The organism is Sphingobium sp. TomMM15 (assembly GCF_055397045.1).
Window position 1 is genome coordinate 1,805,131 of sequence record NZ_AP027314.1, and the last position, 26,466, is coordinate 1,831,596.

The window sequence follows — 26,466 nt, forward strand, 5'->3', positions numbered from 1 at the left end:
AACTAAAGTCCTCGCCAGGAGGAGCGCACCGGCGCCATCACCGAAGCCTGATGAAGGCCACGCACAGACCTCCAATAAAAGCTACCCCTGCGCCAAAGAGGAAGAGCGCAGGATAGCCGCTCGCCGCGATGATCGCGCCTGCAACTGCGGGGGCGATCACTCCGGGCGCCGAACCCGCAGCAAGCAGTATCCCAAGATCCCTGCCTGCGGTCTTTTCGTCAGGCAGGACAAGGGTGGCGAGCTTCAGGTCCAAGACGAAGTAGCTGCCAAACATGAGGCCGGTTCCAAGGCCGAAGAGCAGGAAGATGGTCCAGCTATTCGATAACGCCGGCAGCAACGTCACGACGCCCGCCAGGATAGACACGGTAGCAACAATCAGCACAGTTCGCTGGAAATGGCTGGCGAGCCAACCTGTCAGGAGGGTGACGAAAAGCCAGGCAGCTGTCATGACGCTGGAGAAGATGCTGATCCCGGCGCTGAGGCTTCGATAGGGAAGCCATTCTTGCCCGACATAGTCCTGAAGCAAAAAGAATATATAGCCGGTTATGCTGAAGTAGCAGAGGAAGAGCAGCGCCCTTGATATCGCCGCGAGCGAGTAGTTGCGGTGCGAGAAACTCGCAAATTGTGCCCGGCACCCCTTCCAACTGAAGGGTCGCCGTTCTTCTACCGGCAGTCCGAGAGAAGACGCTTCCGGTTCCACCAAAATAAAAGCACAGGTCAAAATGGTCAGTGGGACCGCAAGAAGCACATAGCCCATCATCGTCGTGGAAGCTATTGTCGCGATGTTGACGCCGACTAAAATTCCCACGGGCGCACCCAATCCAATCGCTGCCGAAGCGAAGCTCAAATCATGTGCAGGAATTCGGTCGGGCAAAGCGGCCAGCAGTACGGACTGATAATAGTTAAGCGTGAACCATAATAGCGGCAGCAAGATCGTCAGCTGCGCAATGGAGGTTGCGCTTCCGACCAAGGGCATCAAAGCGATGCTCGCGAATAAGGTTACGAGGAGGGACGGAGTCCGCTTTCCCCAGCGGGATCTCGTGCGATCAGAGACTGCGCCCCCAGCGAAAAGCGCAATGACCGATGCGATCGCCGCGATCGTGGAGAGGAATGCCAGTGTACCCACCTTGGCATCGGGGGCCAGTCTTGCAACAACCGGCGGCAGAAGAACATTCAAGATGCCCTGGAAAACAGCGATCAGAGAAGCGTATGCAAGGAATAGGAGAACCGCGAGACGTCGCGAACTCCGCATTCCTGACACGCCGGGGATATCCGCTTCCACACAGGTTTGTTCAACAGCCACTCCGTCCATCCTTCGTATCAGTCGACCGGTCCCCATTCCGACATTGCCATCGATCATAGCGGCCCGCTGACGAGGTTCGGCACATCTTCAAGGCCCCTGCTGCATTCGTGATGCAACGGGAATTCGGGCATACTGGCCGCCTAGTCAGCGTGGGGCCGCATTGGCGCTTCAAAGCGTTAGGGCTTTTACCCTCGGCCTCCTGCTTCGACACGGCGACCCTATCGCCTGAGTAGATCCAGTGAAGAGGTTCCTCAGCCTCGGCTGAGGAACCGATCTCTATTCTGTGATCATATACTTTCAGATTGATGCGCACCGCTTATGCATGGCTGCGGCATCGAGCTCACATCTTATAGTTCAAGCTCACTCCAATAGTCCGGAACGAGTTTGGTCCAAAGCTCTGCCAATAGTTGCCCCCAAGCGCTGCGTCGCTTTGGCCGGAAGAACCGACATAAAAGGCAGACACCGGATCGGCGAAGATATAGCTTGGAACCCTCTTGTCGAAGAGATTACGGACGAAAGCGGAGATTGAAAGCTTGTCATCCGCTGTGTGAACCCCCGCCGACAAACCTGCGATCGCATTCGCGCGGACCCGAAGCTGGGGATCACGCGTCTGGCTGAAACTGAAGGCGCTACGGTGGTAAACATCGCCTTGCAGGAATCCAACCCAATTGCTGGACACAGGATGCTCATAACGCGCAGTAATCGTCGTGGTCCATTTTGGCGCGTTTTCAAGCTGGTTTCCGCTCACATCGGTCGTGCCGTTCGGCAAGCACACATTTGTGCCGCTAGTCCCCGCAGGCTGCCCAGTGTAGCAGGGCACACCGGAAAGGTTGCGGTATTCCGTCTCATTATATGTCGTACCACCACTGATCGTCAGCCCTTCGAACGGGAGAGCCGTGAATTCCAATTCCACCCCGCGGGACTTCAGCTGTCCTGCATTGAGGGTCGTGAACCCGGCCGCAGTTCCCGGCCGCTGTGCCTGGGTCTGAAAGCCATCGAATGTCGTGTCGAAAAGGGCGACGTTAAGACGAAGCTTGCGATCAAACAGCGTCGATTTGACGCCGACCTCAAAGCTCTTCGGAATTTCTGGAGCCACAGGCGACCCGGACAGTTGATCGAAGGTCGGTCCCTTATACCCTCTGGTATAAGTGAAGTAGGCAAGTACGTCCGGATTGATGCTATAGTCCAGGCCAACTCGATAAGAGAAGTTGTTCTTTTTGACTTGCCGATCGAACGATATGTCAGGCCCGTAAAGCCCAATCACTGCTGCGGGATTTGTTAGATCGATGCCGTAACGGATGTCATCATGAGTGTAACGGCCGCCAGCGGTGACGCGCAGGCTGTCGCTGATCTTATATTGCCCTTCGAAGAATCCAGCATAGCTCTTCGTTGGAGAAATACCGTCCGCATAACCTCCGAAGTTGGAAAGTCCCGGAACCAGTATAGGAATCCCCAGATTTGCGCCTTGCAACAGATATTCCCGGGCGACGAGGTCCAAATAGAAGAGACCAACTTGGTAGCTGAAGCGTCCGTCGCTTGGCGATGTAAGCCGCAACTCTTCGGTAGTCTGGCGCCGCGTAAGTCCACCGGTATTGACGTTGAAAAGATCTGCGGTGGTGGTGTCCGTATCGATGGAGGTACGCATGCGCGATCGCCGATGGGCCAGCACGTTGGTCAACGTGTACCCTCCGCCAATGTCCCACTCTGCCTTCAGAGACACACCGTATACAGTGGAATCGTTCGTGTTCCGGACGTCACTGGCCAACAGCGTATTGTTTGGCGACGCAACGATCCCGTTCGCCCCATCGATGCTCTCGATCAACCCGCCTGGCGCATTAAATCGCCGCACAAGCACGCCCTCACCCGGACCATTCGAATGCTGATAGTCGCCGGCAATTGTCAGACGCAACGCGTCACTAGGTTCCCATAGAATCTTGAGCCGACCGCCATATGCGGTATTTCCCAAATTCTGGCGGAGGGCGATGTCTTTCGTAAATGCATCTTGGCGCGTCACGAAGGCAGAAAGCCGGAGAGCGGCATTAGAGCTAAGCGGCGTGTTGCCTGCAACTTGCAAGGTTGCAAGATTGCCCGAGCCAGGCGCAGTCGTGTTGCCATAAAGAATATTGGCGAGGAATTCCGACTGATTTAGTCGCGGCTGCGCTGTAATTATGTTGATCAGGCCTGCCGCTGCGTTCTTGCCGAACAGCATGCCCTGCGGCCCACGCAGAACTTCGACACGGTCGAGATCGAAGAACTGCACATTACCGAGCTGAGGACGGCTCATCACGACATCATCGATTACGATGCCAACACTTTGCTCGATCTGAGGTCCGAATACGGATGTTCCGACGCCGCGGATCGTGAAGTTGACAGCACCTGCCTGCTGATTGGTCGATCGCGTCTGCAAGCTCGGGGTCAGATTGACGAGTTGATAGGCGTTGAGAACTTGATGCTGTTCCAGCGACTCCGCCGATGCGACGCTGACAGCAACGGGCACAGTCTGCGCGCTCTCGCTGCGGCGGCGAGCCGTTACGATGATGTCCTTCAGCCCTTGGCCCGATGCCTCAACCTGCGCACCTGTTGGCGCCGAATTAGCAGACGCCGCGACGGATTGCGCGATCTGCGGATTCGGATCACCAGCAGCGTCTTGCGCTTGTGCATATGTCGAAAAAGCAGGCATCGCGACCAAGCTGGCAACGGTACCAAGCAAACAACCCCTCAAGTGCATCCTATCTCTCCTAGAATGGGACTGTCATGCTGCCCCCCAGCAGCATGCCCCTTCTGACCATTTTATAAATGGAATTTGAATTTCGTCAATTTATATTTTGGAACGAAATGTTTGTTTTATGGGTGAGCAGGTCCAACCGCCTCTGGTTGTGCAGCGTCTATAAGAGAGGACGAAAAGCAACGGCGCCTCCCGCTTTTGAGCGAGCGCGATCTCATCCTGTGTCAGGCGGGGCCGATCCGATACACTCGCAGCCCGACCTAACCGTACATGACGCCCCGAAGGCTTAATCAGCGCGGCGCCATCCGGATTGCACCATCCAGTCGGATCACTTCGCCATTCAACATGGGATTGCGGATTATGCTTTCCACCAGCTGCGCATATTCGGTCGGCTTCCCCAAGCGGCTAGGATGCGGCACCTGCGCACCCAAAGCATCCTGAACCGCCTGGGGAAAGGACTCCAGCATCGGCGTCAGGAAGATACCAGGAGCGATCGTCATTACTCGGATCTTATGCTGGGCGAGGTCGCGCGCGATCGGAAGGGTCATGCCGACCACCCCGCCTTTCGACGCGCTATAGGCTGCCTGGCCGATCTGCCCGTCATAGGCGGCGACCGACGCGGTGTTTACGATGACGCCTCTTTCGCCGTCAATCTCGTCCGCCGCAGCGAGCCGGGCGGAGAATTTGGCGATGACATTGAAGCTGCCGATCAGATTGACCGTCACCGTCCTGACAAAAATGTCCAGCGGATGCGGCGCATTTTCGCTGCCTACTGTCTTTACAGCCGGAGCGATACCAGCGCAGTTGACGAGGATGCGCGCCACGCCATGCGCACGCTCGGCAGCTTCCAGAGCAGCCGTTACGCTGGCGTCGTCGGCGATGTTGGCTGCGACGAAAATACCGCCCAAGGCTTCGGCAGTTGCCCGTCCCGCTTCCTCGTTCAAATCGAAAATTGCAACCTTTGCGCCCTGCTCGGCCAGCATATGCGCCGTCGCCTTCCCCAATCCGGACGCGCCGCCCGTGACGACGGCGGCCATTCCATTGATGTCCATGCTCAATCTCTTAATTCTATCGGTTGTTAATCGCGTGTCGCGCCCACCACTCTCCAGGCCCATGGGATCATGCAATGTGGTTTGCAGAAGCCGGGCCAAGACGCCTCTCCATGAAGCGTCCGATCTGGAAACGTCAGCTGTTTGCCTGTCGCTGTTTGGCGACTTCCTCATTTCGGAGCAGGAAACGCTGTAGCTTGCCGCTTGGCGTCTTGGGCAAGGACTCCACAAATGCGATCTCGCGCGGGTAGGCGTGGGCGGACAACCGCGTTTTTACATAGCGCTGGATCGAAGACGCCAAATCCGGGTCTTCCGCCCCATAGCCCTGGTTCAATACGATGAACGCCTTGATAATTTCTGTCCGTTCAGGATCGGGCTTACCGATCACTGCGGACTCCATCACCGCCTCATGTTCGAGCAGCGCGCTCTCGACGTCGAACGGGCCAACACGGTAGCCAGAGGTGGTGATGACATCATCGGCCCGACCGATAAATGAGATGCTTCCATCTTCATTCTGCTCCACCGTGTCACCGCTCATATAATAGTCGCCGACGAACGCCGCGGTTTCCCGTCCCAGATAGCCGGAAAACCACATCATTGGCGATGCCTTGCGGTCCAGCGCGAGTATCCCCGGCTCTCCTTTAGGCAGTTCCTCTCCTTCGGGCGAGCAGACGACGACGCGGTGCCCAGGCGAAGCAAAGCCAGCCGATCCGATATGGATGGGATGATCGATGGCGTGATGATTGCACAACACCATGCCGATCTCGGTCTGTCCATAATGATCATAGATGGGGGCATGTAAATGCTCGCCGAACCAGCGAATGATCTCGGGGTTGAGCGGTTCGCCCGCGCTGCTGACGGCGCGAAGCTGGTCTTTCACTCGCTCGGCTTTTTCCGGGCCGCCAGCGAGCAGCAGCCGGTAAGCTGTTGGTGATCCCGCGACATTGGTGATGCCTAGGTCGGCGATTGTGTCATAGGCATCGTCGACGTCGAAACCGCGCTGGTTGAACGTCGTGGCAATCCCGAGCGCAAGCGGGCCGGTCACAGCGTAATAGAGGCCATAGGCCCAGCCCGGATCGGCAAAGTTCCAGAAACGGTCATCTGGGCGCAATCCCACCGCATCGCGCATATAGGCGGCGAAGGCAGCAATCGCCCTCACCGGAACCAGCAAAGGCTTGGCAGGTCCGGTGGTTCCAGAGGTGAACATGATGAGAAAGGGATCGTCCAAGCCACAAGGCACAGCAGGATGACCTCCCTCCTCGCCTTCGATCATGCTCCAGAAGTCGCGCTGGGCACTTGCTTCTCCGGCCCCCACCACAATCTGCGCGATCGACGAGGGAACATCGGCGATCTTGGAAAGATTATCCTGATCGGCCACGATCAAGCGAGCGTTGGCCACCTCAAGCCGATATTCGATCGCCTTGGACCCGAAGGCCGTAAACAAAGGCTGGTAGACCGCTCCGAGCCGCCAGGTCGCGAGGATCAGGATCAGCAGTTCAGGCGAGCGCGGCAGCAGTCCGGCAATCCGGTCCCCTTTGGTAACCCCTAAGGACGCCAGCGCGGCTGCGAGCCTGGCGCTATCATGGGACAGCCGCGCGAACGTCCACTCCTGCGTAACCCCATCAAGCCCACGGTGGCGCAAGGCGACTCGCGACCTGTCCGCAGCGTACCGATCGCAACATATCACCGCCGCATTGGTGTGGCCGGTATCGTCCAGATCCAGAACAGCCAGCGGCTGTGACAAATCAAACGTGGAACCATTGCTGCTGGGCAGGCCCTTATATTGTGCCCCGTCGTCCATGAAGGACCTCCTCAACGAGAATATCGTGTCTTCAATCGACACAGGTTTTGCATATTTACTGCCGGTATGGCGTTTCAGCCGTGGGCGGTTCGGGCCAACAACTTCTTGAGGCGCTGCCCAACCACCTCTGTGGCCTCGGCCGCAGCTGGAACCAGTGCGGACAGATTGGGGAAACCATGAGTTAGATTATCGAACTGCACCAATTCGACATCGACGCCCGCTTCTCGCAGCCGATCGGCATAGGCGATTGCTTCGTCGCGAAGCGGGTCGACCTCCAGCACGACGAGAACCACGGGCGGTGCCGCATCCAAACGTTCGGAAGTGATTGGCGAAAGGCGGGGATCCGCTGGATCATGCTCACCGCAATAATCCTTCATCATCTGAGGCAGCGTTCCCGTGCGAAGCGTCGGATCTGCATTGGCGATCCGGGAAGGATAATTCGCCGATTCCTTTCGCAAATCGACCGCCGGGAAGAAAAGCAATTGAGCGTCGAAATTCTCGCTACCCGTTCCTGCAAATTCCAGGGCCACTGCGGTCGCCAGATTTGCTCCGGCGCTCTCTCCCGCAATTACTACCGGGTTTCCGGCACCCCCGAGTTCAGCCGCATGCTCTATGGTCCAACGCGCAGCGGCCAAGCAATCATTGAACCCGGCGGGAAAGGGATTTTCAGGAGCGAGCCGATAACCACTTGCCACGACAACCATCGAGAGGTTTCGGGCAAGCCGCCGCGCCAACGGCTCGATGAATTCGATGCTGCCGAACGCCCAACCGCCGCCGTGCAGAAGATGCAATGTTCCGGTAGGAGCTGCCAGGGGGCGAATGATGCGAAGCGGTACCGGCCCGTCCTCGCCATCAATAGCCACATTCTCCACCGACGCAGCCTCGATGGGACCGTCCGGCCCGTAGAAGAGCGGGATCAAAGCTTCCATATCGCGGCGCATTACTTCGTGGTCGATCTTGTCGGACGTGGGCAAGGGAAGTTGCGCTACGATCTGCTGCAATACGGGGTCTAAGGCCATATCAGTATCTCCTTCATTGTGCTTCCTTCAGCGGTCCGCAGAGCGGGCCAGCTTGACGACCGACCCGCTGCGAGCTGACTGGTCCGCGGCTTCGGCAAGGATGAGCGCCTTGATGCCGTCGCTTTCATCGGCGACGGGCGTTGCCTTGCCCTCGATGATGTCGGCAAAGTGCTCGACCTCGATGGCGTAGGCTTCGGCGTAACGATCGAGGAAGAAATTCTGGAAGCAGTCCGACCGTGCGCCCCCCTCAGTCCAGGTCTGGACGCTGCTTTCCAGCTTGTTCTCGGCCCGGATCATGCCCTTCGACCCGAAGGCTTCGATGCGTTGGTCATAGCCATAGCCGCTGCGGCGGCTGTTGGAGATGACGCAGATCTTGCCGCTGACCGTGCGCAGCAGGATTTTGGCGGTGTCGAAATCGCCCGCCGCGCCTATTTCAGGATCGATCAGCACAGCGCCCGAAGCAAAGACGCTTTCGATCTCTTCATCCAGCAGCCAGCTGGCCATGTCGAAATCATGGATCGACATGTCCTTGAAGATGCCACCGGACACAGCGACATAGGATGCAGGCGGCGGCGCTGGATCGTGACTGATTATATGCAGCGTCTCGAGCGCGCCGATCTCGCCCTGCTTCAAGCGTCGCTGCAGGCTGGCGAAGCTGGGATCGAAACGCCGGTTGAAGCCCAGCAGGACGTGCCTGTCGCTCCCGGCGACTGCCTGCTGGACACGCGCGGCGCGGCCCGCATCCTCGTCCAGCGGCTTTTCACAAAAGACGTGCTTTCCAGCGCGGATGGATTCCAGCGTATATTCTAGATGGGTGTCGGTCGCGCTTGCGATTACGACGCCGCTGATCGCAGGGTCGGCCCAGACTTCGTCCACCGTCGATACGCGGGCGCCGTAGCGCTCGGCCAGTTCTACCGCCCCACCGAACGGATCAACGATGCGCGACAACGTCAAGCGAGGATTGGCGGCGATGTTCGCAGCGTGGATCTTGCCAATCCTGCCAGCGCCAATCAGAGCGATTTCAGACATGGAATACCTTTCCTAAAACAGGATATTGTTGTTTGCGCGCTGAAACAGAGCGCTCATTTTCTCTATTGGCGGGCTTTCGCCAGCTCATCCTCCATCATCTCGCGCAGCCGGGCCTTCTGCACCTTTCCGGATACGGTCATGGGAAAACTGTCGATGAAGCGCACGTAGCGCGGCACCTTATGATGGGCCACGCGCTCCCGGCAGAATGTGATGATCGATTCAGCATCTTCCTGCTCGCCATGGCAGAGCTTCACACAGGCCATTACCTCTTCGCCGAACCGATCATCCACGATGCCGACGACCTGCACGTCCAGCACGGATGGGTGGAGGTAAAGCAGCTCTTCCAGTTCGCGCGGATAGATATTTTCGCCGCCACGGATGATCATGTCCTTGATCCTGCCGACGATCCGCGCATAGCCCGCGTCATCGATGGTCGCCAGATCACCGGTGTGCATCCAGCCGTCGCGGACTGCCTCCGCCGTCTTTTCAGGCTCCCCCCAATAGCCGAGCATCACGGAATAGCCGCGAATACAAAGCTCACCCGGTTCGCCGCGCGCGACGATCTCGCCGGTTTCGGGATGGACGATCTTGGCTTCGATATGGGGCTGAATGCGCCCGATCGTTGCGACCCTGGCTTCGACCGGATCGTCCAGCGAGGTCTGAAAGCTCAACGGGCTGGTTTCCGTCATGCCATAGCCGATGCCGATGTCCCGCATGTGCATCCGCGTCATCACCTTACGCATCAGTTCTTCTGGACAGGGCGAGCCCGCCATCAACCCGGTTCGCAAGGAGGACAGATCGAAGCGCGAGAATTCAGGCTGCTCCAGTTCCGCGATGAACATCGTGGGCACACCGTGCAATATCGTGCAGCGTTCTGCTTCCACGGCTTCCAGCACCGCGAGCGGATCGAAGCCTGGTGAGGGATAGACCATGGTGACGCCATGGAGCATGCTCATAAGGTTGCCCATCACCATGCCAAAGCAATGGTAAAGCGGCACCGCTATGCAAATGCGCTCGCCTGGCACCAGGCCCATCTCACGGCCACACATGAACGCGTTATTGAGAATGTTGTGGTGCGAAAGGGTCACGCCTTTTGGCGCCCCTGTGGTTCCACTGGTGAACTGGATGTTGATCGGATCGTCAGCCTTCAGCGTTGCAGCGATGCCGATGAGTTCCGCTTCCGAAGCTGCCGTCCGCAGGTCCGCAACCTCTTTAAAATCCAGCCAGCCCGGGCGCGGATCACCGCCGATCTTGATGGCATAGCGGAACGCTGGAAGGCCAACCGACACAATCTCTCCCGGTCGCCCGCCAAAGTGCGTGACGAACGTCTCCGTCATGGCCAGATAATCACTGGTCTTGAACGAGGCCGCGCAGATCAGCGCCGTCACTTCCACCTTGGCCAGCGTATATTCCAACTCCGCGACGCGATAGGCCGGGTTGATATTGACCAGGATCATGCCCGCACGGGCAGTCGCCAGTTGCGCGATGGTCCATTCGGCGCAGTTAGGCGCCCATATGCCAACCCGGTCGCCCGGCCTCACCCCCAACGCCAGCAGCCCAGCGGCGAAGTCATCCGTGGCGGCCTTCAGTTCCGACCAGCTGTAGCGAACATTGCCATGCCGCGCGACGAGCGCATCCTCATCGGGCCAGCGCTGTGCGGCGCGGTCGAGCGCCTCGCCGATCGTATCGTCACGCAAGCAAGGTTGCGAAGCTCCGGCAACTTGGCTGAGTTCTTGCGTGGTCATGAGAAGCTGCTCACCTGATTGCCGACCCGGCGTGAACCGGACCGGCGGAAAAATCATTTCATCGTCGGGATCATGAAGGCATCGGACAGCGACGATCCCGAAGCGGCGCCCGATGCGTTCGGCCAGCGCTGCGTCACGGTCTTCACCTTCGTCCAGAAACGGACGCCCTCTTCGCCATGCTGGTTATGGTCGCCAAAGCCCGAGCGCTTCCAACCGCCAAAGCTGTGATAGGCGACCGGCACCGGGATCGGCACGTTGATACCAACCATGCCGACATTCACACGTGCCGCAAATTCCCGTGCGGCATGACCATTGCGCGTGAAGATGGCAACGCCATTGCCATATTGATGGCTGGACGGGAGAGCCAGCGCGTCTTCAAAGCTGTCGGCCCGCACCATCTGCAACACGGGGCCGAAAATCTCCTCCCGGTAGGCGCTCATGTCCGGCGTCACATGATCGAACAGGGTCGGGCCAACGAAAAAGCCGTCCTCATGCCCCTGAAGCGAGAAGCCGCGCCCATCGACGACCAACTCCGCGCCCTCATCCACACCGGTCTGAATCCACTGTTCGATGCGCGCCTTGTGCTGCGCGGTCACCACAGGACCATAATGCGCCTCCGCATCAGTGGAGACGCCCACGCGCAGAGCCTCGATGGCGGGGATCAGCTTCGCCTTCAGCCGCTCGGCTGTGTCCTGCCCAACCGGAACCACGACCGGCAAAGCCATGCAGCGCTCGCCCGCCGACCCAAAGGCCGCTCCGCAAAGATCAGCTACCGTCTGGTCGAGATCGGCGTCGGGCATGACGATGCCGTGGTTCTTGGCGCCGCCCATCGCTTGGACGCGCTTGCCGTTGTCGACGCCGCGCTTGTAGACATAATGGGCGATGTCGGAGGAGCCGACGAAGCTGACCGCGCTGATCGCCGGATGATCAAGGATGGCATCCACCATTTCCTTGTCACCCTGAACGACCTGGAAAATGCCCGCAGGCAGCCCGGCCTCCATAAAAAGTTCCGCCAGGCGGATCGGAACGGACGGATCGCGTTCCGAGGGCTTCAGGATGAAGGCGTTGCCGCAGGCCATCGCGACGGCGCTCATCCAAAGCGGGATCATCGCCGGGAAATTGAAGGGGGTGATCCCTGCGCCGATGCCGATGGGCTGGCGCATCGAATAGACGTCGATCCCTGGGCCTGCGCCCTGCGTATGTTCACCCTTAAGCAAATGAGGAATGCCGCAAGCGAACTCCACGACATCAAGGCCGCGCTGAATGTCGCCCTTGGCGTCGGCGACCACCTTGCCATGTTCGGACGCCAGCAGGCGGGCAAGTTCGTCCATGTCGCGTTCGACCAGCCGCTTGAACTCGAACATGACGCGAGCCCGGCGCTGAGGATTGACGGCCGCCCATGCGGGCTGCGCCGCTTGAGCGGCATCGACCGCCTGCTGCAATTCGCTGGCGGTTCCCAGCCCCACGCGCGCCTGCACCTGTCCGCAATTCGGGTCGAACACATCACTGGTGCGAGACGCGGTAGCAGTCACCGCACGCCCCCCGATGAAGTGGGGAATGTTTCGCGTTTCGGCTTCTACGGTCATGGTCAAATCTTCCTCATCATCTTTGCACAACGCCGTCGCGTAGATTGAGGGCGGGGATGCTCCCGCCCTCACGGGCGCCCAGCCGCCGCCATGGATAAAGTGCAGATCTCCACCGGCGGGGCTGGACAGGCGATAGACGTCAAAACTTTTGGTTCACTTCGTCCGGCAAGCGGACGAACGAAGGCAGCAACTCATTCTCCCGTGTCAGGCCCTGACGGCGCGCCGCGCGCGATCCACTCATGCGCGGGGTCATTGGCGAACACCCAGTCGCGACGTGGGCCAGCCATGACGTTCAGATAATAAAGGTCGTAGCCGTGCGGCGCGCCGACGGGATGATAGCCGCGCGGCACCTGCACCACGTCACCATCCTCAACGGCCATGGTCTCGTCGATCGAGCGATCGTCGGTATAGACCCGCTGAAAGGCAAAGCCCTGCGGCGGCGACAGGCGGTGATAATAGGTTTCCTCAAGGAAGGTTTCCTGCGGCCAGGCGTCTCGATCATGCTTGTGCGGCGGATAGCTTGACCAATGACCGCCAGGAGTGATGACTTCCACGACCAGCAGGCTTTCCGCATCGCCAGCATCATCCAGGATGTTGCGCACGAAACGCTGGTTTGTGCCCTCCCCCCGCGTCTCCAACCTTACGTCTTCGGGCGCGATGACACGCGGACGACGGGTGCCACCGCCCGGAGCAGTGCAGATCGCGACTTCCGCATCGCTCGCTGCCCGGATGCTGTAGAAGGTCCCTGCGGGGACATAGGCCGAGGTCGCAGGTCCGGCGAATACATCAGCCCGCCCACCAATCCGCTCGAAGCACTCCTCTCCGGCGGTCACATCAACGATGCCGGACAGGATGACCAGGCATGCTTCGCGGCCCTCTTCACCCCCATCATGGACTTGCCCCGCGGCGAGACGGACAACCTTGAAACCAACATAGCGCCATCCAGCGCTTTCCGGCGTGATGTCGAGCACCACGCCCTGCGCATCGGGTTCATGGCTGCGGACCTTCAGGCTCATGCCGCCAGCCCTACTTCAGCCGCAATATTCCGCAGCGTGCGCAGGCCAAGCTGCTGATAGGTATAGGGATTGGCGACGGCCGGATCCTGCTCTGCCTCGATGACGATCCAGCCGTCATAGCCAACGCTAGCGAGAGCACCGAGGAACGGCTCATAATCATAGACGCCATCACCCGGTGCGGTGAACATTCCGCTGACCACGCCATCAAGGAAGCTCGCGCCGCCAGCCCGGAGGCGATTGTACCGGTTCCGCCGCACATCCTTGCAATGGACGTGGCTCACCCGCTCGGGCCGTTCGCTTATGACCTTCAGCGGATCGATGCCGCCGCACAGAGAATGACCCGTGTCGAGCGTCAGGCCGACATGATCGCCCGTAACTTCGAAGAAGCGTCGCAATTCATCGCCTGTCTCCACCACCGTGCCCAGATGATGATGATAGGCAAAACGCAGCCCGCGCTCATTCACATAGGCGGCGACCGCGTTCAGCCGCGCTCCAAACTGTTCCCACGCCTGATCGTCGATTCGGGGATGGGCGTCCAGCGGCCGGGAGCGATCGCAGTGGATGGCGTTGGATGTTTCAGCGGCGATGAAAACCTGCGATCCCATCGCTTCCAGCAGGGCGAGGTGATCGGCCATCGCCTCGATCTCGGCTTCGGCGTCCCGGACCAGCAGATTGGTGGAATACCAGCCGCCGATGATGTCCAGCCCGTGCGATGTCATGATCGGCTTCAGGGTGGCGGCATCACGTGGAAACTTGCAGCCAAGTTCCACCCCCTCGAAACCGATCTGCCGCACTTCGTTCAGCAAAGTGTCCAGCGTGATGTCGCCCCCAAGCTCGGGCATGTCGTCATTCGCCCAGGCGATCGGGCTTACGCCCCAGCGTATCGTCATGGCATTTGCCTCTTCTTCATATCCTCATAGCGGGCACGCGCCTCAACGACTTCCGCCCGAGACGACACCTGCGGCACCGCGACATCCCACCAGTGCCCCCCCGATTGCGTCGTAATTGCGGGGTCGGTTTCCAGCACGATGACATAGCTGCTGCTTGACGCGGCGGCGCGACCCAGCGCCTCTTCCAGCGCCGCGATTCCCGACGCCTTTTCCGCCTGCGCGCCAAGGCTCCGGGCATGGGCGGCGAAATCGACAGGCGGCAGAACCTCTTGCCTGGAATCAGCGAGCAGATTGTTGAACGGCCTGCCGCCAGTCGCCTGTTGCAAGCGGTTGATGCAGCCATAACCGCCATTGTCCAGCAGCACGACGGTGATCTTCATCCCCAGCATGACCGAAGTCGCGAGCTCGGAATTAAGCATCAAATAGCTGCCATCGCCAACGAGTACGAAGACCTCCCGGCTTGGATCCGCCATCTTGACGCCCAGCCCACCCGCAATCTCATAGCCCATGCAGGAAAAGCCATATTCGACATGATAGCCGCCCGGCTTGCGGACGCGCCACAGCTTGTGCAGCTCACCCGGCAGGCCCCCGGCGGCGCAGACCACCACGGCGTTTTCGGAGGCATTGCGGGTAACAGCGCCGATCACCTGCGCATCGGAAGGCAGCGCGTCCGATGGCGCCATGACAGCATCCGCCGCATGGTTCCATTCGGCCCGCGCGGTTTCGTTGGCCTGCTCCCAAGCCTGTGGCACACGCCACTTGCCCAGCGATAATGCCAGCTCCTCTATCACTTCACGCGCATCACCCACGACGCTCTTGGCCCCATGCTTGTGCGCATCGTGCGCGGCCACATTGACCTGGAACAGTTGGGCCGGGAACAGCGTGCGCGATCCGGTGGTGAAATCCTGCAACCGGGTGCCAAGGCCAATCACCAGATCAGCCTCCCGCGCCGCGCGATTGGCGGCGCTGGTGCCGGTAACGCCGATCGATCCCAGCGCCTGAGCGTGGCTGGCGACCAGACTGCCCTTGCCCGCCTGAGTTTCCGCGACCGGAATGCCGGTGGCTTGCGCCAGCGCCGCGAGCGCCTCTTCAGCCCGGGAATAAAGAACGCCGCCGCCCGCGACGATCAGCGGCCGCTGCGCCGCGCGGATTGCCTGAACCAGCGCACTGAACTCGCCCACGTCCGGATGGAGCCGCCGCTGCCGCCAAACGCGCGGCTCAAGGAAGCTGAGCGGGCAGTCGAAAGCCTCCGCCTGAACATCCTGGCAAAGCGACAGCGTGACGGGGCCGCACCGTGCCGGGTCCATCATCACCGCCATGGCACGCGGCGCAGCGTCCAATATCTGTTCGGGCCGGGTGATGCGGTCGAAATAGCGACTGACCGGGCGGAAGCAGTCGCTTGCGCTCACCGTTCCGTCACCGAAATCCTCGATCTGCTGAAGCACCGGATCGGGTAGGCGACTGCCATAGACGTCACCGGGCAGGAACAGCACCGGCAGACGGTTCACATGCGCGAGCGCGGCGGCGGTCACCATATTCGTGGCGCCCGGCCCGATCGAAGTAGTGCACGCCATCACGCGCTGGCGGCGGTTGGCCTTGGCAAAGGCGATGGCGGCATGCGCCATCCCCTGCTCATTATGCGCGCGATAGGTGGGAAGGGCGTCGCCGATCTCCGCCAGCGCCTCTCCCACGCCCGCGACATTGCCATGTCCGAAGATCGCCCACACCCCGGCGAAGAAGGGCTGTTCTGTGCCGTCAATGTCGACGCGTTGCGCCGCCATCCACCGGACGAGCGCCTGCGCCATCGTCAGCCTGATGGTTTCTCCGCTCATGATGCTGGGTCCTGCCTTGCGTCGCGCCATGCCCGCGCCAGCACGCTGAAGCTGGACGCCATCTCGGCAATGGCCGTGTCGTCGTCAATCTCGTCCTTGAACCAACGCATGGCGGGCTCCGCCCATATGGTGCGGCCAACGGCAAAGCCCTTGACCATCGGACTGCCGACCGCTGCGGCAAAGCCGGCCAGCAGCGACTTTTCATCAGATGCCAGTCCCAGCAGCAATATGCCCCGGCAATAGGGGTCGTTCGCCGCTATGACCTTTTCAATCGCCGTCCAGGTGGCAGGATCGACCGCCGGTTCCAGCTTCCACCAATCGGGATAAACGCCCAAGCCGTAGATGTGTTCGATCACCCGCGCCATGGTATCAATTCCGACCGGGCCGTGCTTGGACGCAATGATTTCCAGCAACAGCTCATGACGGGTGGCCCGGCACGCTTCGAACAGGCTCAATATCTGCCGATCCTGTTCGGCGCAAAGGTCCGCCGGATCGTCGGGATGATAGAAGACCAGACATTTGACGACATGGTCGAGTGGCCAGTCGGCAAGGATCGTCGCGGCTTCCCGCCCACCTTCGAACCGGAGCGGCCTCGATCCCGGCAGCTCGATCGGACGGCCGATCCAGTAGCGGCCACCAGCGGCCTTCTCCAGCGCGGAGCGACCATAGCGCCCGTCAGCAAGCAGGCCGAAGCCGTCTTCGCCCTCCGCAACCTGAGCCATGGCGCGCAACGCCAGTTCCTTGAACTCGGTCACGCGATCCAGATTGTTGGTACCAAGCTCTTCGATTAGCTCATCGAACTGGGCGCGATGGTCGATCGCCAGCACAGTCAGCTTGTCATAGCCGGTCAGACGATTGGTCGCCCAATGGACATGTTCCAGCGCCGCGCTGTCGCGTAACCGCAGCGGCCAGTCATTGCGGGAGAGAAACACGCGCAGTTCCTCCGCGCTCGGCTGGGCCGGAGCGCAGCCATGGCGTGACACCACGATGGCGCCGCACGCATTGCCATAGGTGCAACACTGCTCAATGCTTTCGTCGCGCAGCCAGCCGCGAAGGAACCCAGCCATGAACGCGTCCCCCGCGCCCAATACGTTGAAAACCTCGATCGCAAAGCCCTTGCCGACAACACCTTGATCCAACTGATCGGGCACCGCCGCCGGGAAAGCGACGCATCCATCGGGACCTCGCTTGCACACCAGAAGCGCGCCGCTGTTCTCGCGGATCTTGCGCAAAGCGGCGACCGTGTCGGTCGTTCCGCCCAGGATATGGATTTCCTCTTCCGTTCCCACGATCAGATCGCACAACGGCAGGATTTGCTGAAGCTCCTGTGTGACCTGCTCGCTGGAAACGAAACGGTCCTCGCCATTATCCTTCGTCGCCAGCCCCCACAGAACCGGGCGGTAATCAATGTCGAAGACGACGCGCCCGCCCACATCCTTTATCGCTCGCACTGCCTTTAGCGTCGCGGCCCGGACATTGGGTTGCGACAGGTGGGTGCCGTTAATCAGCAACGCCCGGGCAGACGCCACATAGCCAGGATCGATATCCTCCTCACACAACGCCATGTCGGCGCAATTTTCACGATAGAAAATCAGCGGGAATCTTTCCGGATCGCGGATGCCCAAAATGACCAGCGCCGTCAGCCGATCCGGATCATCGACGACGCCGGCAACGTCGACGCCCTCCGCCTCCAGCTGATGACGAATGAAACGCCCCATATGATCCGAACCGACCCGGGTGATGATGCCGGTATCCAACCCCAGCCGCGCTGCGCCAATGGCGCTGTTCGTCGGACTGCCGCCCACATATTTGGCGAAAGAGCCCATATCCTCGAGTAGGCCGCCGACCTGCTCGCCATACAGGTCCACCCCCGATCGGCCGAGAGTGATAAGATCCAGAGCGCGCACTCTGTTAACGGCGCGGCTCATTGCTGACCTTCCAGAATATCGGCGACGATCCCACGGCTTTGGAATTGAAGGCCCAGCCGCTCTGCGTCCGTCAGCATCTGGATCATGCACACGAAAACCAGGTCGTTCTGCGGATCCGACCAGAACCAGCAACCTGCCGCGCCATCCCAGAAATAGGTGCCCCTTCCAAGACGAACATCCGCCTTTTCCGGATCAGTGATCGTTATGCCGTTATAGGCATATTCGTAGCCGGGTCGCAGCGAATGCGGCGCAGTGCCAAATCCCCCCGTCAACAGATGGTCAGGGGTGTGGCTGCGCATCATCAAGCCAGCTGCTTCACGGCTGATGATCCGGGCGCCGTCCAACTCTCCCTGGCCCAGCAGCATCCGACCGAAGCGAAGATAATCGCCAGCGGTCGACGCAAGACCGCCCCCACCAGATGCCAGCAACGGCTCATTGTCATAGGGAGGGATCAAATCGCGAGGCGAAAGACCAGCGACATTGTCATAGTTCAGTCGCTCGGCGTCGCGGTCCATTTCCACCAGCGTGTCGTCCGACAGCGAATAAAGCTTGGCGAGCCGATGACGCATATCTTTGGGGACAAGGAAGTCGGTGTCGACCATCCCCAGCGGCTCGAAAATCCTCTGACGCATGAATTCACGCAGACTCATGCCGCTAAGGCGTTCGATGATGACGCCCTGAAGATCCATGGACACACCATATCGCCAGCCTGCTCCAGGCTGAAAAGCCAGGGGCACTCGCGCCAGCCGCGCCAGATACTCCTCTGCGCTGAGATCATGCGGAATGACCGGCACCCCCGCGGCGCGGAAAATCCGGTCCACCGGTTCGTCCGTAAAGCCGTAGGTGAACCCGGCCTGATGCGTCATCAGATGTTCCAGCGTCGGCTGGTCGGCGACGGGAACAAGCACGGGAGCCTCTGCGGTTGATCCGCGCTCTAGGACCTGAAGACCCGCAAGTTCAGGGAAATGATCGGCTATCAGATCAGACGGCGACCATTTGCCCTCGTCCCAAAGGATCATCATCGCGACGGCGGTGACCGGCTTGGTCATGGAATAGAGCCGGAATATGCTGTCATGCCGCATTGGATCGCGCGCTGCTACATCCCGCCAGCCCAACGCCGAACCATGCTCAATCACACCGCCACGGCATACCGCCATCACAGCGCCACTAAGCCACCCCCGCCCTATAACATTCTCAAACAGTGCGTCCATCGGCCGCCACGCAGGCGCCCGGGCGGGTCCATTTCCACCACCCGCAAAATCGGCGCTTGCGCTAACCGGCTCGCTCACCATTCCTCTCCTATGGAAATTACATTCCATCATATATCTTTACAGAACAGCTTATGCAAGCTCCCAAATCGAAGGTGCAGAACCTTTCAAGACTGCTCCGCGGCAGACGCCACCTCATCCCGGCGCGCAGCGGTCCCGATCGCCAGTGATTGAACAAGACACATGGACGCTGCCAGGGATCGGAACCCACGCACCTCCGATTCGCGTACCTGAAGAATCAGGTCCGCCTCTTTAGCGATAGGGCCGATGACGCTGTCGGTGATCGCGATCACGGGGCATTGGCCTTTCGCCGCCTCGACCAGGCTCAGGGTTTCGTGGCTATAGGGCAGAAAGCTGATGGCGAGCATCAGATCACCAGCGCGAAGGCCGCCGACCTGTTGAATCTGCAAGCCGGCTAGGCCATCCACAAGAACGGTTCGCTTGCCTGCCTGGCCCAACATATAGGCAAGGTAGGTCGCCACCGGAAAAGAACGGCGAAACCCGGCGATGAACACCGTATCCGCCTCATGGAGCATCTCGATTGCTTCGGACAACTCACGTGAACCAAGGGCGTGATTTAGATTTTCCAGCGCCAGGACGTTGCCCTGAACGAACTCCGACAGCAGCTCTCGGGGGCCTTCCGGTTCTCCGGAAGCACCATATCGATGCTGGCGGATGCGCTCGGCATAGCCAACCGAGCGGTCTTCACGCAGCAAACCGTCACGTACCAATCGCTGCATCGGGCTGGCGCCGGAAAAACCGAAAGCCTGGGCAAAGCGGACGATGGCGGACGGCTGCACATTACTGCGCTCCGCAACTACCGCCAGGGTTTCGAATGCAATGTCATTGGGCTCATCAAGAATATGGCGCGCGATGCGTTGTAGGCGATCGCTCAGTTCCTCGTAGCGGGCGCGGATCGCCTCCAGAAATTCCTCCAGATCGCGCGGCTGTACTATATTGTCCGGCATTGCACCTCTCCTTTTGCTAACATCATCGGATTGGCTGGAACTTGGACAAAACAAGCCAGCCCCTTGCACCTGGCTTGGAAACTACATTCCTCAGCATAAAAAAACAATTCCAGCGCTCATGAGGGCGCTGTCCGATCAAATACACCGGTCGTTAGGATGGCGTTGGTAGGCAGGTTCCATGCCCCGCCTCCGCAAGCCCGCCAGCCGGTGCTGTCAGAGCAAAATGGCGGGCGACTGAATCAAGTGCTACACTCGTGGCATGAGCCGCTCCGAGCCTGATAATCCGTTCCGCTACTTCAGCTCGTCGCCCGAGGTGATCCGGCTGGCGGTGATGATGTACGTGCGGTTCCCGCTGAGTCTCAGGAACGTGGAAGATCTGCTCTTCGAGCGCGGTATCGACATCAGCCACGAGACGGTGCGCTACTGGTGGAACAGGTTCGGCCCGCTGTTCGCAGGCGACATTCGCCGGCAGCGGATCAGCCGCATGCGGGGATTTCGCCACTGCCGCTGGCACCTCGACGAAATGTACGTCAAGGTGAATGGGGAGATGGTTTATCTATGACGCGCCGTCGATCAGGAAGGCGAGATCCTGGAAAGCTATGTCACCAAAACCCGTGACAAAATGGCTGCGCTGACCTTCATGAAGAAGGCGCTAAAGCGCCATGGACCTCCCGAAACGATCACCACCGATGGCCTCCGCACCTACGGCGCGGCAATGGATGAGCTTGGCAACCGGGCGAAGCAGGACATCGGGCGCTGGGCGAACAACCGCGTCGAGAACAGCCACCTTCCCTTTCGACGACGAGAGCGAGCGATGCTGCGCTTCAGACAAATCAGGTCGTTACAGAAATTCGCATCCGTACACGCCAACGTCCACAACCACTTCGCACTGGAACGCCACCTCGTCGATCGACAGACCTATAAGGAGAGACGCTCAGCTGCGCTGGCTGAGTGGCAGTCTCTCATGAACTGATCTCCTACCCTCCCGATCCCAAGTGCATCGTGTGGAGAGCAGTTCGCCTTTGTCTGACAGCACCGTGCGATCCTGTCGTCCTGCGCCGCGCCATCGTCGGCCGTGTCGGTATAAGCATAATTGGCGAGGAGCGAGAAGGCAGATCTCGGTTACCACAGCAGATCGGCCTCCACCCCGCATGCGCGCTCTGGATATGGACGCCCAAATCGGCGAGGACGGCAAAGATGACGTTTCGTGCGTGTGCCGAAATGCTGCGATCGTGCCCGAAAGACCTCTCTTCGGTATGGCGAGATTGATTCCGGCCTCGATATTAAAGGAGATTCCGGCTTTGGCTCCTGCACACGACAAGCCAAAGGACGCGCGGAAGGCCGTCCCATAGCCAGCGAACAGCGCGATGCCGGGCGCGCACCTCTGCCGATGCCTGCACCGCCGCGGAACAAGCGCCCGCCGCCGTTGCAATTCGGGCCTGAGACACTCCTTCTAGCTGGCATTTTCAGCCGCCGATAGGCCGTGGGCGGCAGCGATTCATTACGGCGGATGTCGCTGTCATTGTCTTCCCATTTGGTCTGCCACAGCTCGCCACCACCAAGCTAAATCTGTGGCCAGATGCACCAGAACAGTCCGGCCGGGCGGCCCGGGGATTTTCGTCCTACGCATGCTTATCTGCCATATTTTATAAGTTGGTTCATCCCGAGCTACCTGATAGAATGCTTGCATATGATTACCTGACTTATCAAGATAGATGGAAGGTCAATACTATTATGGTGCTCAAGCCTTGGGGGCGGCTCAACCAAATCGCCTATATGGTGCCCAACTTAAACAAGGCGATCGATTGGTGGACCGAGGTGATGGGCGTGGGCCCCTTTTTCATCTTTCCCGCTTTCGAGATGGTTCGAGGCGATTATCGCGGTAAAGAACATTTCGCACAGTACGGCGCGGCGATCGCATTTTCCGGGGACCTGATGGTCGAACTTATCGAACCGCGAGGCCCGTCGATCTTCCAAGAGTTTCTGGATGCGGGCCGTAAAGGCGTCCATCATCTATGCGCTTTCTCCGACAGCATGGAAGATGCGGAAGCCTGGGTCGCTGAACACGGCGGCACGCGACTGCAAGGAGCTGAGTTCGCAGACGGGTCCCAGATCGCCTATTTCGCGATGGATGCTGAGGAAAACAATATCCTGGAGATCGGCGTGTTGAAGCCCGAGGTCCAGAGCCTTTTCGACATGATTCAGCAGGCTGGCGCCAACTGGGATGGCAAGGCAAAGATCTTCAACCCGACGGCGGGCTGAGGATTATTGGGCGGGTGGCACTGACAAGCGAGTCAGCCATCCGACAGATCAGTCGCCGGTGAAGTTCAGCTCCACACGGACGCCATTGGGATCGGTGCCGAAGATTTGGCGTAGCCTGATCGATTCAACGATGTTGACATCATGGGACATGCTCATCTCCGCCAATACCTTCGTAATGGCGTCATAGCCAAGCACCGCAACCGGATCGAGCGATGCTTTGGTCGCCTCAAGCATTTCAGACGCTTCGCTACCCGCTACGATCGGCGCACCGCTCACTTTGCCGACTTCGTACATCTCGCCGCTGCCATGATCTGGCTACGCTGAATGTCGATGCGGCCTAAGTGATGGGAGTGTTTCGCTAGGACTTTGTTGAGCCCGCGAATGCGATGATGGGGTAAGCAAAGCACGTTGAGCGAAAGACGGGTCGGACCCGGCCTACCGCTGGCCAAAACGGAAGTGTTCGGCAAGGTCCGCTAAACTCTTTCGCAATGCCTCTTCCCTCTCAGCACCCAAAACTGACCGGATTTCGTCATTGAGGACATCGCCTTCCGCACGTAGCGGCGCGCACACTTCGCGGCCTTTACCAGTAAGCCTCACGCGCACCTGCCGCGCGTCAACCTCAAAAATGCTTCGCTCAACGAGACCTCGCTGCTCCAACCGCTTGAGTGTCTGTGATACTGTCGCATGCGCTATCGAGAGCCGCTTGGTCAGTTCGGAATGCGAAAGAGGCTCTTCTTGATACAGTTCAAGGAGAAGAAAGGCCGCAGCCTGACTCACATCGGCTTCGGCGGTCCTGACGGCATAAAGATGAGACTGGAGGCGCGCCACCATCGTGATGAGATAAGGTGTAGTGAGCTTGGCGTCGAATTCCGAGGGCGCAACCCACTTCTCGTCGAATCCTGTCCGAACCGGGGGCCGCGCGCGATGTCTGGGTGATTGCTTCATCCGCTGTCCTTATGGGAGAGTCGTCATAAAGCCACATAAAAACAGCATTTGTCATTCCGCAACAACACAACGAGGGGTCGCCAGGCGCTTACGGCGCCCGCTTGCGGCTCTCCTGTCTAAAGCCGTGAGGCACAAAGCTTGAGGCCTGTTTTCCCCAGTCTTTGGTGTCATCCACATCCATACGTAGATCATCTTCCCCGTGCGCCGCTAAGGTCGTCGAGCGACCGACTCCCTATGGATGAGAAGGGGCCGCGTCGGACTCGCATCCGGGGGTAACGGTAAGTCGAAACAGTGCCATGATTCGACCGGCTTGTTCCGTTCGCTTGCAGGATATTTCAAGATATGGACGACCGACACTGTCGACCGCCGCCGTCATCATATATCTGAAGTTCAGAACTTGAATATCAGTTCACCACCATAGGTGCGCGGAGTGCCTGGAGCGCTCGAAAAGGCCGAGCCGGAGTCTTGAGCATAATAGTTGATGTTGAACTTTTCACCCGTGATGTTCTTCATCCAGAAGCGAAAGGTCAGATGCTCCGCAGCGGCTGGCGTGAAGGAAACAGAGCCGTCCAAAAGGAGGTGCGAGGGTTCCTTGATGACGTTGTCGGCATCCCAGTTAAATTTATCCGACCAGTTAACATTCACGTCCAGAGTAATCTTGCTGTCGTCGGCGAAGTTGTGATCGTAGCTGAAGCCGCCACTAAATTTCCATTTTGATGCGTAGGGCATATAATTGTCAGAAGCATCCACCACAATGCTGTTTAAATTACCCGGAGCAAGCGGCATGTTAGGAGTGAGCGCCTGACATGTGACTGCATCCACCTGAGGATTAGGGCAGTAGGAAGGGGCATCCGGGAAGTCACGGAACTTTGCTATCAAATACGTCCCAGCCAATCGAAGCGTCAGGCCTTCGGCCGCGACGGCGGTCAGGTCCAACTCGGCGCCCCTGGTCCGCGCAGAACCGGCATTTTTAAGGAAAACCAAACCATTGCTCTGTGCCTGCACCTGCGGATTGTTAATGTCGTTCCAGAACAGGGCACCGTTCAGGCGAATACGACGGTCAGCCAGTTCCGTCTTGAACCCGATTTCATAGGCATCAACCACTTCAGGCGATAGCGGCTCCGCCTGGTCTAGCGGCAGCGTGTTGAACGTCCCTGCTTTGTAGCCACGGCTGTAATTGGCATAAACCATTATGTCGTCGGAGAACTTATGATCGATCGAGGCCTTCCACGTCCACTTCTTGAACGTCTTGCGCGCAACACCACCCCCCGGCACATTGTCAACGGGCGTCTGGGCGCCGGCCACAACGGCATTGGCTGTCGTTGTGTCGAAGACGGTTCCGACCGGCGCACCGAATGCACCCGCGACCGCAGGGACATTCTGAAGCAGGAACGGCAGCTCCGGAATGAACAATGTCGTGGTAGTCCCGCGGCCAGCAACCCTGTCGGTCGTGTAACGCAGGCCGCCCGTCACATTGGTGTTATCGGTGATGGGATAGGTCAGCTGGCCGAAGGCAGCATAGGATTTAACGTTCTGCTCACCCCGGATGTTGATTGAGTCGACCAGCAGCGCATGTATACCCGGCCCATAGATCATGGTCGGGTCGAAACCGCCATCGGCGTTCAGATAATAAAGGCCGGCGATCCAGCTGACGGGCGAACCTGCCTTGGACTTCAGTTGAAACTCTTGGGAGAACTGATTGTCTACAATATTGAGATCGTAACGTGCCCAGTCGTAAGGTGAGTAATTTCCTGCAGAGGCGTACAGCTCGATATTTTTACGATAGGCAGTGATACTGACGATATCGGCGAATCCTAGTTCATAATCGATACGGCCGGAGAAGCCATAGCCTTCCGACTTGTCATACATCTTCTGTGTGCTGCCCAAAGCGACGTCATAGAAGCCGAGCGACGGCAACTCCTGCGATGGCACCGGGAAGTTGCCCGAATTGCCAAAGCCAGCATGCACCGGGTCAGGCGACCCGCCCACCGTCCCAGGGAAAGGACGTGCGTATATTCCTATCTGGTTCCAGCTATTCTGATAATAACCAATCAACTTGACCGAAAGACCATCGACAGGATCCCACAAGATCTTTCCGCGTGTACTGAAGCTACGGCCCTTCCAATAATCATCATTGCTCGGTAAATATCCAAGCGACGTATTGAAAGGATCTAAAAGCGTTCTATTTTTACCCCAACCTTTGTCCTGATTGTGATAACTGGCGGAAATATTCGCTGCTAAATTTTCCGTGATCGGCATGTTCAAATAAAATTTGGCGTCTATGGTCTGATAATTGGCATAACCCAGACGCGCTTCAAGCTCAGCGTTTTGACTCGGATCCTTCGTGTAGATAGAGATCACGCCGCCTGATGCGTTGCGGCCAAACAGCGTTCCCTGAGGCCCTTTGAGAACCTCGACGCGTTCCACACTGGCAAGGTCGAAGAAGGGCACTGCAGCGCGGATAAAGTAGACGTCGTCGATATAGACCGGCACGCTTGCTTCGTTACCGGCGGTAGCGACAGGGTTGCCAATTCCGCGAATGAAGGTGGTGGCGGTGCCCGCCGCCTGGCCAATTTGCAACGCGGGGTCGACGCGATTAAGTTCCTGGACGGTGGTGATGCCAACGGACGTGAGTTGATCACCTGACACCGCAGTCACAGAGAGCGGCGTATCCTGAACATTCTGAGCCCGCTTCTGCGCAGTGACGACGATGTCCTGAAGCTGATTTTCCTGGGCTTGAGCCATAGAAATCATAGTCGTACCACTGATGGCAGCACAGGAAAGAAGCCGAACCAAGCGCGACTTGCGAGTTGAATAGACTAAAAATTTAGACGTCTTAAACATCATCATCCCCATTTCAATAACATCTATTACATCAATACGGACCCGGATATTTCCTTGGGGTCATTCACATTTGAGATGAGCTATGTGACCAACTCAATATGGCGCAAGATGTCTGTTCGTTCTCATCGTCAACAACCGCCGACGACATCGTTTACCATTGTTGCTTCGCCTCGCATGAACTCGTCCACCTGCCATTGCGCCGTCTCACCAGGCGCGGCATCGGGCGCACGGGTTTTAGTCAATGTGTGTTGGTGTC

Annotated in this window: 18 protein-coding genes and 1 pseudogene; 3 read left to right on the forward strand and 16 right to left on the reverse strand. The window is 59.0% G+C overall.

Annotated elements, in window-relative coordinates:
* Nucleotides 1-37: 37 nt before the first annotated feature.
* From ACZ51H_RS08980 to ACZ51H_RS09045, 14 genes are all read right to left on the reverse strand, one after another.
* Complete coding sequence (locus ACZ51H_RS08980) at nt 38-1,303, reverse strand: MFS transporter (RefSeq protein WP_464801615.1); 1,266 nt, start codon at nt 1,301-1,303, stop codon at nt 38-40.
* Between the two features lie 340 nt (nt 1,304-1,643).
* On the reverse strand, nt 1,644-4,031 hold the full coding sequence (locus ACZ51H_RS08985; RefSeq protein ID WP_464801616.1) for a TonB-dependent receptor: 2,388 nt from the start codon (nt 4,029-4,031) through the stop codon (nt 1,644-1,646).
* Between the two features lie 287 nt (nt 4,032-4,318).
* On the reverse strand, nt 4,319-5,080 hold the full coding sequence (locus ACZ51H_RS08990) for an SDR family NAD(P)-dependent oxidoreductase (RefSeq protein ID WP_464801617.1): 762 nt from the start codon (nt 5,078-5,080) through the stop codon (nt 4,319-4,321).
* A 133-nt stretch (nt 5,081-5,213) separates the two neighbouring features.
* Complete coding sequence (locus tag ACZ51H_RS08995; RefSeq protein WP_464801618.1) at nt 5,214-6,878, reverse strand: AMP-binding protein; 1,665 nt, start codon at nt 6,876-6,878, stop codon at nt 5,214-5,216.
* Between the two features lie 74 nt (nt 6,879-6,952).
* Nucleotides 6,953-7,897 (reverse strand): alpha/beta hydrolase, encoded by a 945-nt coding sequence (locus tag ACZ51H_RS09000; RefSeq protein ID WP_464801619.1) that lies wholly within the window; start codon nt 7,895-7,897, stop codon nt 6,953-6,955.
* A 27-nt stretch (nt 7,898-7,924) separates the two neighbouring features.
* On the reverse strand, nt 7,925-8,926 hold the full coding sequence (gene iolG, locus ACZ51H_RS09005; protein ID WP_464801620.1) for an inositol 2-dehydrogenase: 1,002 nt from the start codon (nt 8,924-8,926) through the stop codon (nt 7,925-7,927).
* A 62-nt stretch (nt 8,927-8,988) separates the two neighbouring features.
* Nucleotides 8,989-10,671 carry an AMP-binding protein gene (locus ACZ51H_RS09010; RefSeq protein WP_464801621.1) on the reverse strand — a complete coding sequence of 561 codons (1,683 nt, stop codon included), beginning with the start codon at nt 10,669-10,671 and terminating at the stop codon, nt 8,989-8,991.
* A gap of 53 nt (nt 10,672-10,724) precedes the next feature.
* Nucleotides 10,725-12,257 (reverse strand): CoA-acylating methylmalonate-semialdehyde dehydrogenase, encoded by a 1,533-nt coding sequence (locus ACZ51H_RS09015; RefSeq protein WP_464801622.1) that lies wholly within the window; start codon nt 12,255-12,257, stop codon nt 10,725-10,727.
* Nucleotides 12,258-12,448: 191 nt separating this feature from the next.
* Nucleotides 12,449-13,273 carry a 5-deoxy-glucuronate isomerase gene (gene iolB / locus ACZ51H_RS09020; RefSeq protein WP_464801623.1) on the reverse strand — a complete coding sequence of 275 codons (825 nt, stop codon included), beginning with the start codon at nt 13,271-13,273 and terminating at the stop codon, nt 12,449-12,451.
* A complete protein-coding gene (iolE, locus tag ACZ51H_RS09025) occupies nt 13,270-14,163 on the reverse strand; it encodes a myo-inosose-2 dehydratase (protein WP_464801624.1) in 894 nt (297 codons plus the stop codon). Before iolE ends, iolB begins: the two co-directional genes overlap by 4 nt.
* Complete coding sequence (gene iolD / locus ACZ51H_RS09030) at nt 14,160-15,995, reverse strand: 3D-(3,5/4)-trihydroxycyclohexane-1,2-dione acylhydrolase (decyclizing) (RefSeq protein WP_464801625.1); 1,836 nt, start codon at nt 15,993-15,995, stop codon at nt 14,160-14,162. Before iolD ends, iolE begins: the two co-directional genes overlap by 4 nt.
* Nucleotides 15,992-17,923: a bifunctional 5-dehydro-2-deoxygluconokinase/5-dehydro-2-deoxyphosphogluconate aldolase gene (locus ACZ51H_RS09035; RefSeq protein ID WP_464801626.1), complete on the reverse strand. Its 1,932-nt coding sequence runs from the start codon at nt 17,921-17,923 to the stop codon at nt 15,992-15,994. The genes iolD and ACZ51H_RS09035 overlap by 4 nt, the downstream gene beginning before the upstream one ends.
* Nucleotides 17,920-19,212 carry a serine hydrolase domain-containing protein gene (locus ACZ51H_RS09040; protein ID WP_464801627.1) on the reverse strand — a complete coding sequence of 431 codons (1,293 nt, stop codon included), beginning with the start codon at nt 19,210-19,212 and terminating at the stop codon, nt 17,920-17,922. Before ACZ51H_RS09040 ends, ACZ51H_RS09035 begins: the two co-directional genes overlap by 4 nt.
* 86 nt (nt 19,213-19,298) lie before the next feature.
* On the reverse strand, nt 19,299-20,159 hold the full coding sequence (locus ACZ51H_RS09045; RefSeq protein WP_464801628.1) for a MurR/RpiR family transcriptional regulator: 861 nt from the start codon (nt 20,157-20,159) through the stop codon (nt 19,299-19,301).
* A 259-nt stretch (nt 20,160-20,418) separates the two neighbouring features.
* On the opposite strand from ACZ51H_RS09045, the pseudogene ACZ51H_RS09050 reads away from it, so the two are divergent.
* The 3 genes and pseudogenes from ACZ51H_RS09050 (at nt 20,419) to ACZ51H_RS09060 (ending at nt 22,745) form a co-directional block, all read left to right on the forward strand.
* Nucleotides 20,419-21,132: pseudogene (locus ACZ51H_RS09050) on the forward strand (IS6 family transposase).
* 707 nt (nt 21,133-21,839) lie between these two features.
* Nucleotides 21,840-22,421: a VOC family protein gene (locus ACZ51H_RS09055; protein ID WP_449474089.1), complete on the forward strand. Its 582-nt coding sequence runs from the start codon at nt 21,840-21,842 to the stop codon at nt 22,419-22,421.
* A gap of 141 nt (nt 22,422-22,562) precedes the next feature.
* Complete coding sequence (locus ACZ51H_RS09060) at nt 22,563-22,745, forward strand: transposase (RefSeq protein ID WP_464793702.1); 183 nt, start codon at nt 22,563-22,565, stop codon at nt 22,743-22,745.
* A gap of 111 nt (nt 22,746-22,856) precedes the next feature.
* On the opposite strand, the gene ACZ51H_RS09065 is transcribed toward ACZ51H_RS09060, so the two are convergent.
* Both ACZ51H_RS09065 and ACZ51H_RS09070 read right to left on the reverse strand, forming a co-directional pair.
* Nucleotides 22,857-23,366: a MarR family winged helix-turn-helix transcriptional regulator gene (locus ACZ51H_RS09065; RefSeq protein WP_464801629.1), complete on the reverse strand. Its 510-nt coding sequence runs from the start codon at nt 23,364-23,366 to the stop codon at nt 22,857-22,859.
* A 390-nt stretch (nt 23,367-23,756) separates the two neighbouring features.
* Nucleotides 23,757-26,216, reverse strand: a complete 2,460-nt coding sequence (locus tag ACZ51H_RS09070) for a TonB-dependent receptor (protein ID WP_464801630.1) — start codon at nt 26,214-26,216, stop codon at nt 23,757-23,759.
* Between the last annotated feature and the right edge of the window lie 250 nt (nt 26,217-26,466).

Excerpts from the sequence above, each read along its gene's own strand:
- ACZ51H_RS08985 (WP_464801616.1), bottom strand. The coding sequence starts at position 4,031 with ATGCACTTGAGGGGTTGTTTGCTTGGTACCGTTGCCAGCTTGGTCGCG.
- ACZ51H_RS08990 (WP_464801617.1), bottom strand. The coding sequence starts at position 5,080 with ATGGACATCAATGGAATGGCCGCCGTCGTCACGGGCGGCGCGTCCGGA.
- ACZ51H_RS08995 (WP_464801618.1), bottom strand. The coding sequence starts at position 6,878 with ATGGACGACGGGGCACAATATAAGGGCCTGCCCAGCAGCAATGGTTCC.
- ACZ51H_RS09000 (WP_464801619.1), bottom strand. The coding sequence starts at position 7,897 with ATGGCCTTAGACCCCGTATTGCAGCAGATCGTAGCGCAACTTCCCTTG.
- iolG (WP_464801620.1), bottom strand. The coding sequence starts at position 8,926 with ATGTCTGAAATCGCTCTGATTGGCGCTGGCAGGATTGGCAAGATCCAC.
- ACZ51H_RS09010 (WP_464801621.1), bottom strand. The coding sequence starts at position 10,671 with ATGACCACGCAAGAACTCAGCCAAGTTGCCGGAGCTTCGCAACCTTGC.
- ACZ51H_RS09015 (WP_464801622.1), bottom strand. The coding sequence starts at position 12,257 with ATGACCGTAGAAGCCGAAACGCGAAACATTCCCCACTTCATCGGGGGG.
- iolB (WP_464801623.1), bottom strand. The coding sequence starts at position 13,273 with ATGAGCCTGAAGGTCCGCAGCCATGAACCCGATGCGCAGGGCGTGGTG.
- iolE (WP_464801624.1), bottom strand. The coding sequence starts at position 14,163 with ATGACGATACGCTGGGGCGTAAGCCCGATCGCCTGGGCGAATGACGAC.
- iolD (WP_464801625.1), bottom strand. The coding sequence starts at position 15,995 with ATGAGCGGAGAAACCATCAGGCTGACGATGGCGCAGGCGCTCGTCCGG.
- ACZ51H_RS09035 (WP_464801626.1), bottom strand. The coding sequence starts at position 17,923 with ATGAGCCGCGCCGTTAACAGAGTGCGCGCTCTGGATCTTATCACTCTC.
- ACZ51H_RS09045 (WP_464801628.1), bottom strand. The coding sequence starts at position 20,159 with ATGCCGGACAATATAGTACAGCCGCGCGATCTGGAGGAATTTCTGGAG.
- ACZ51H_RS09055 (WP_449474089.1), top strand. The coding sequence starts at position 21,840 with ATGCTTGCATATGATTACCTGACTTATCAAGATAGATGGAAGGTCAAT.
- ACZ51H_RS09060 (WP_464793702.1), top strand. The coding sequence starts at position 22,563 with ATGGGACATGCTCATCTCCGCCAATACCTTCGTAATGGCGTCATAGCC.
- ACZ51H_RS09065 (WP_464801629.1), bottom strand. The coding sequence starts at position 23,366 with ATGAAGCAATCACCCAGACATCGCGCGCGGCCCCCGGTTCGGACAGGA.
- ACZ51H_RS09070 (WP_464801630.1), bottom strand. The coding sequence starts at position 26,216 with ATGATGATGTTTAAGACGTCTAAATTTTTAGTCTATTCAACTCGCAAG.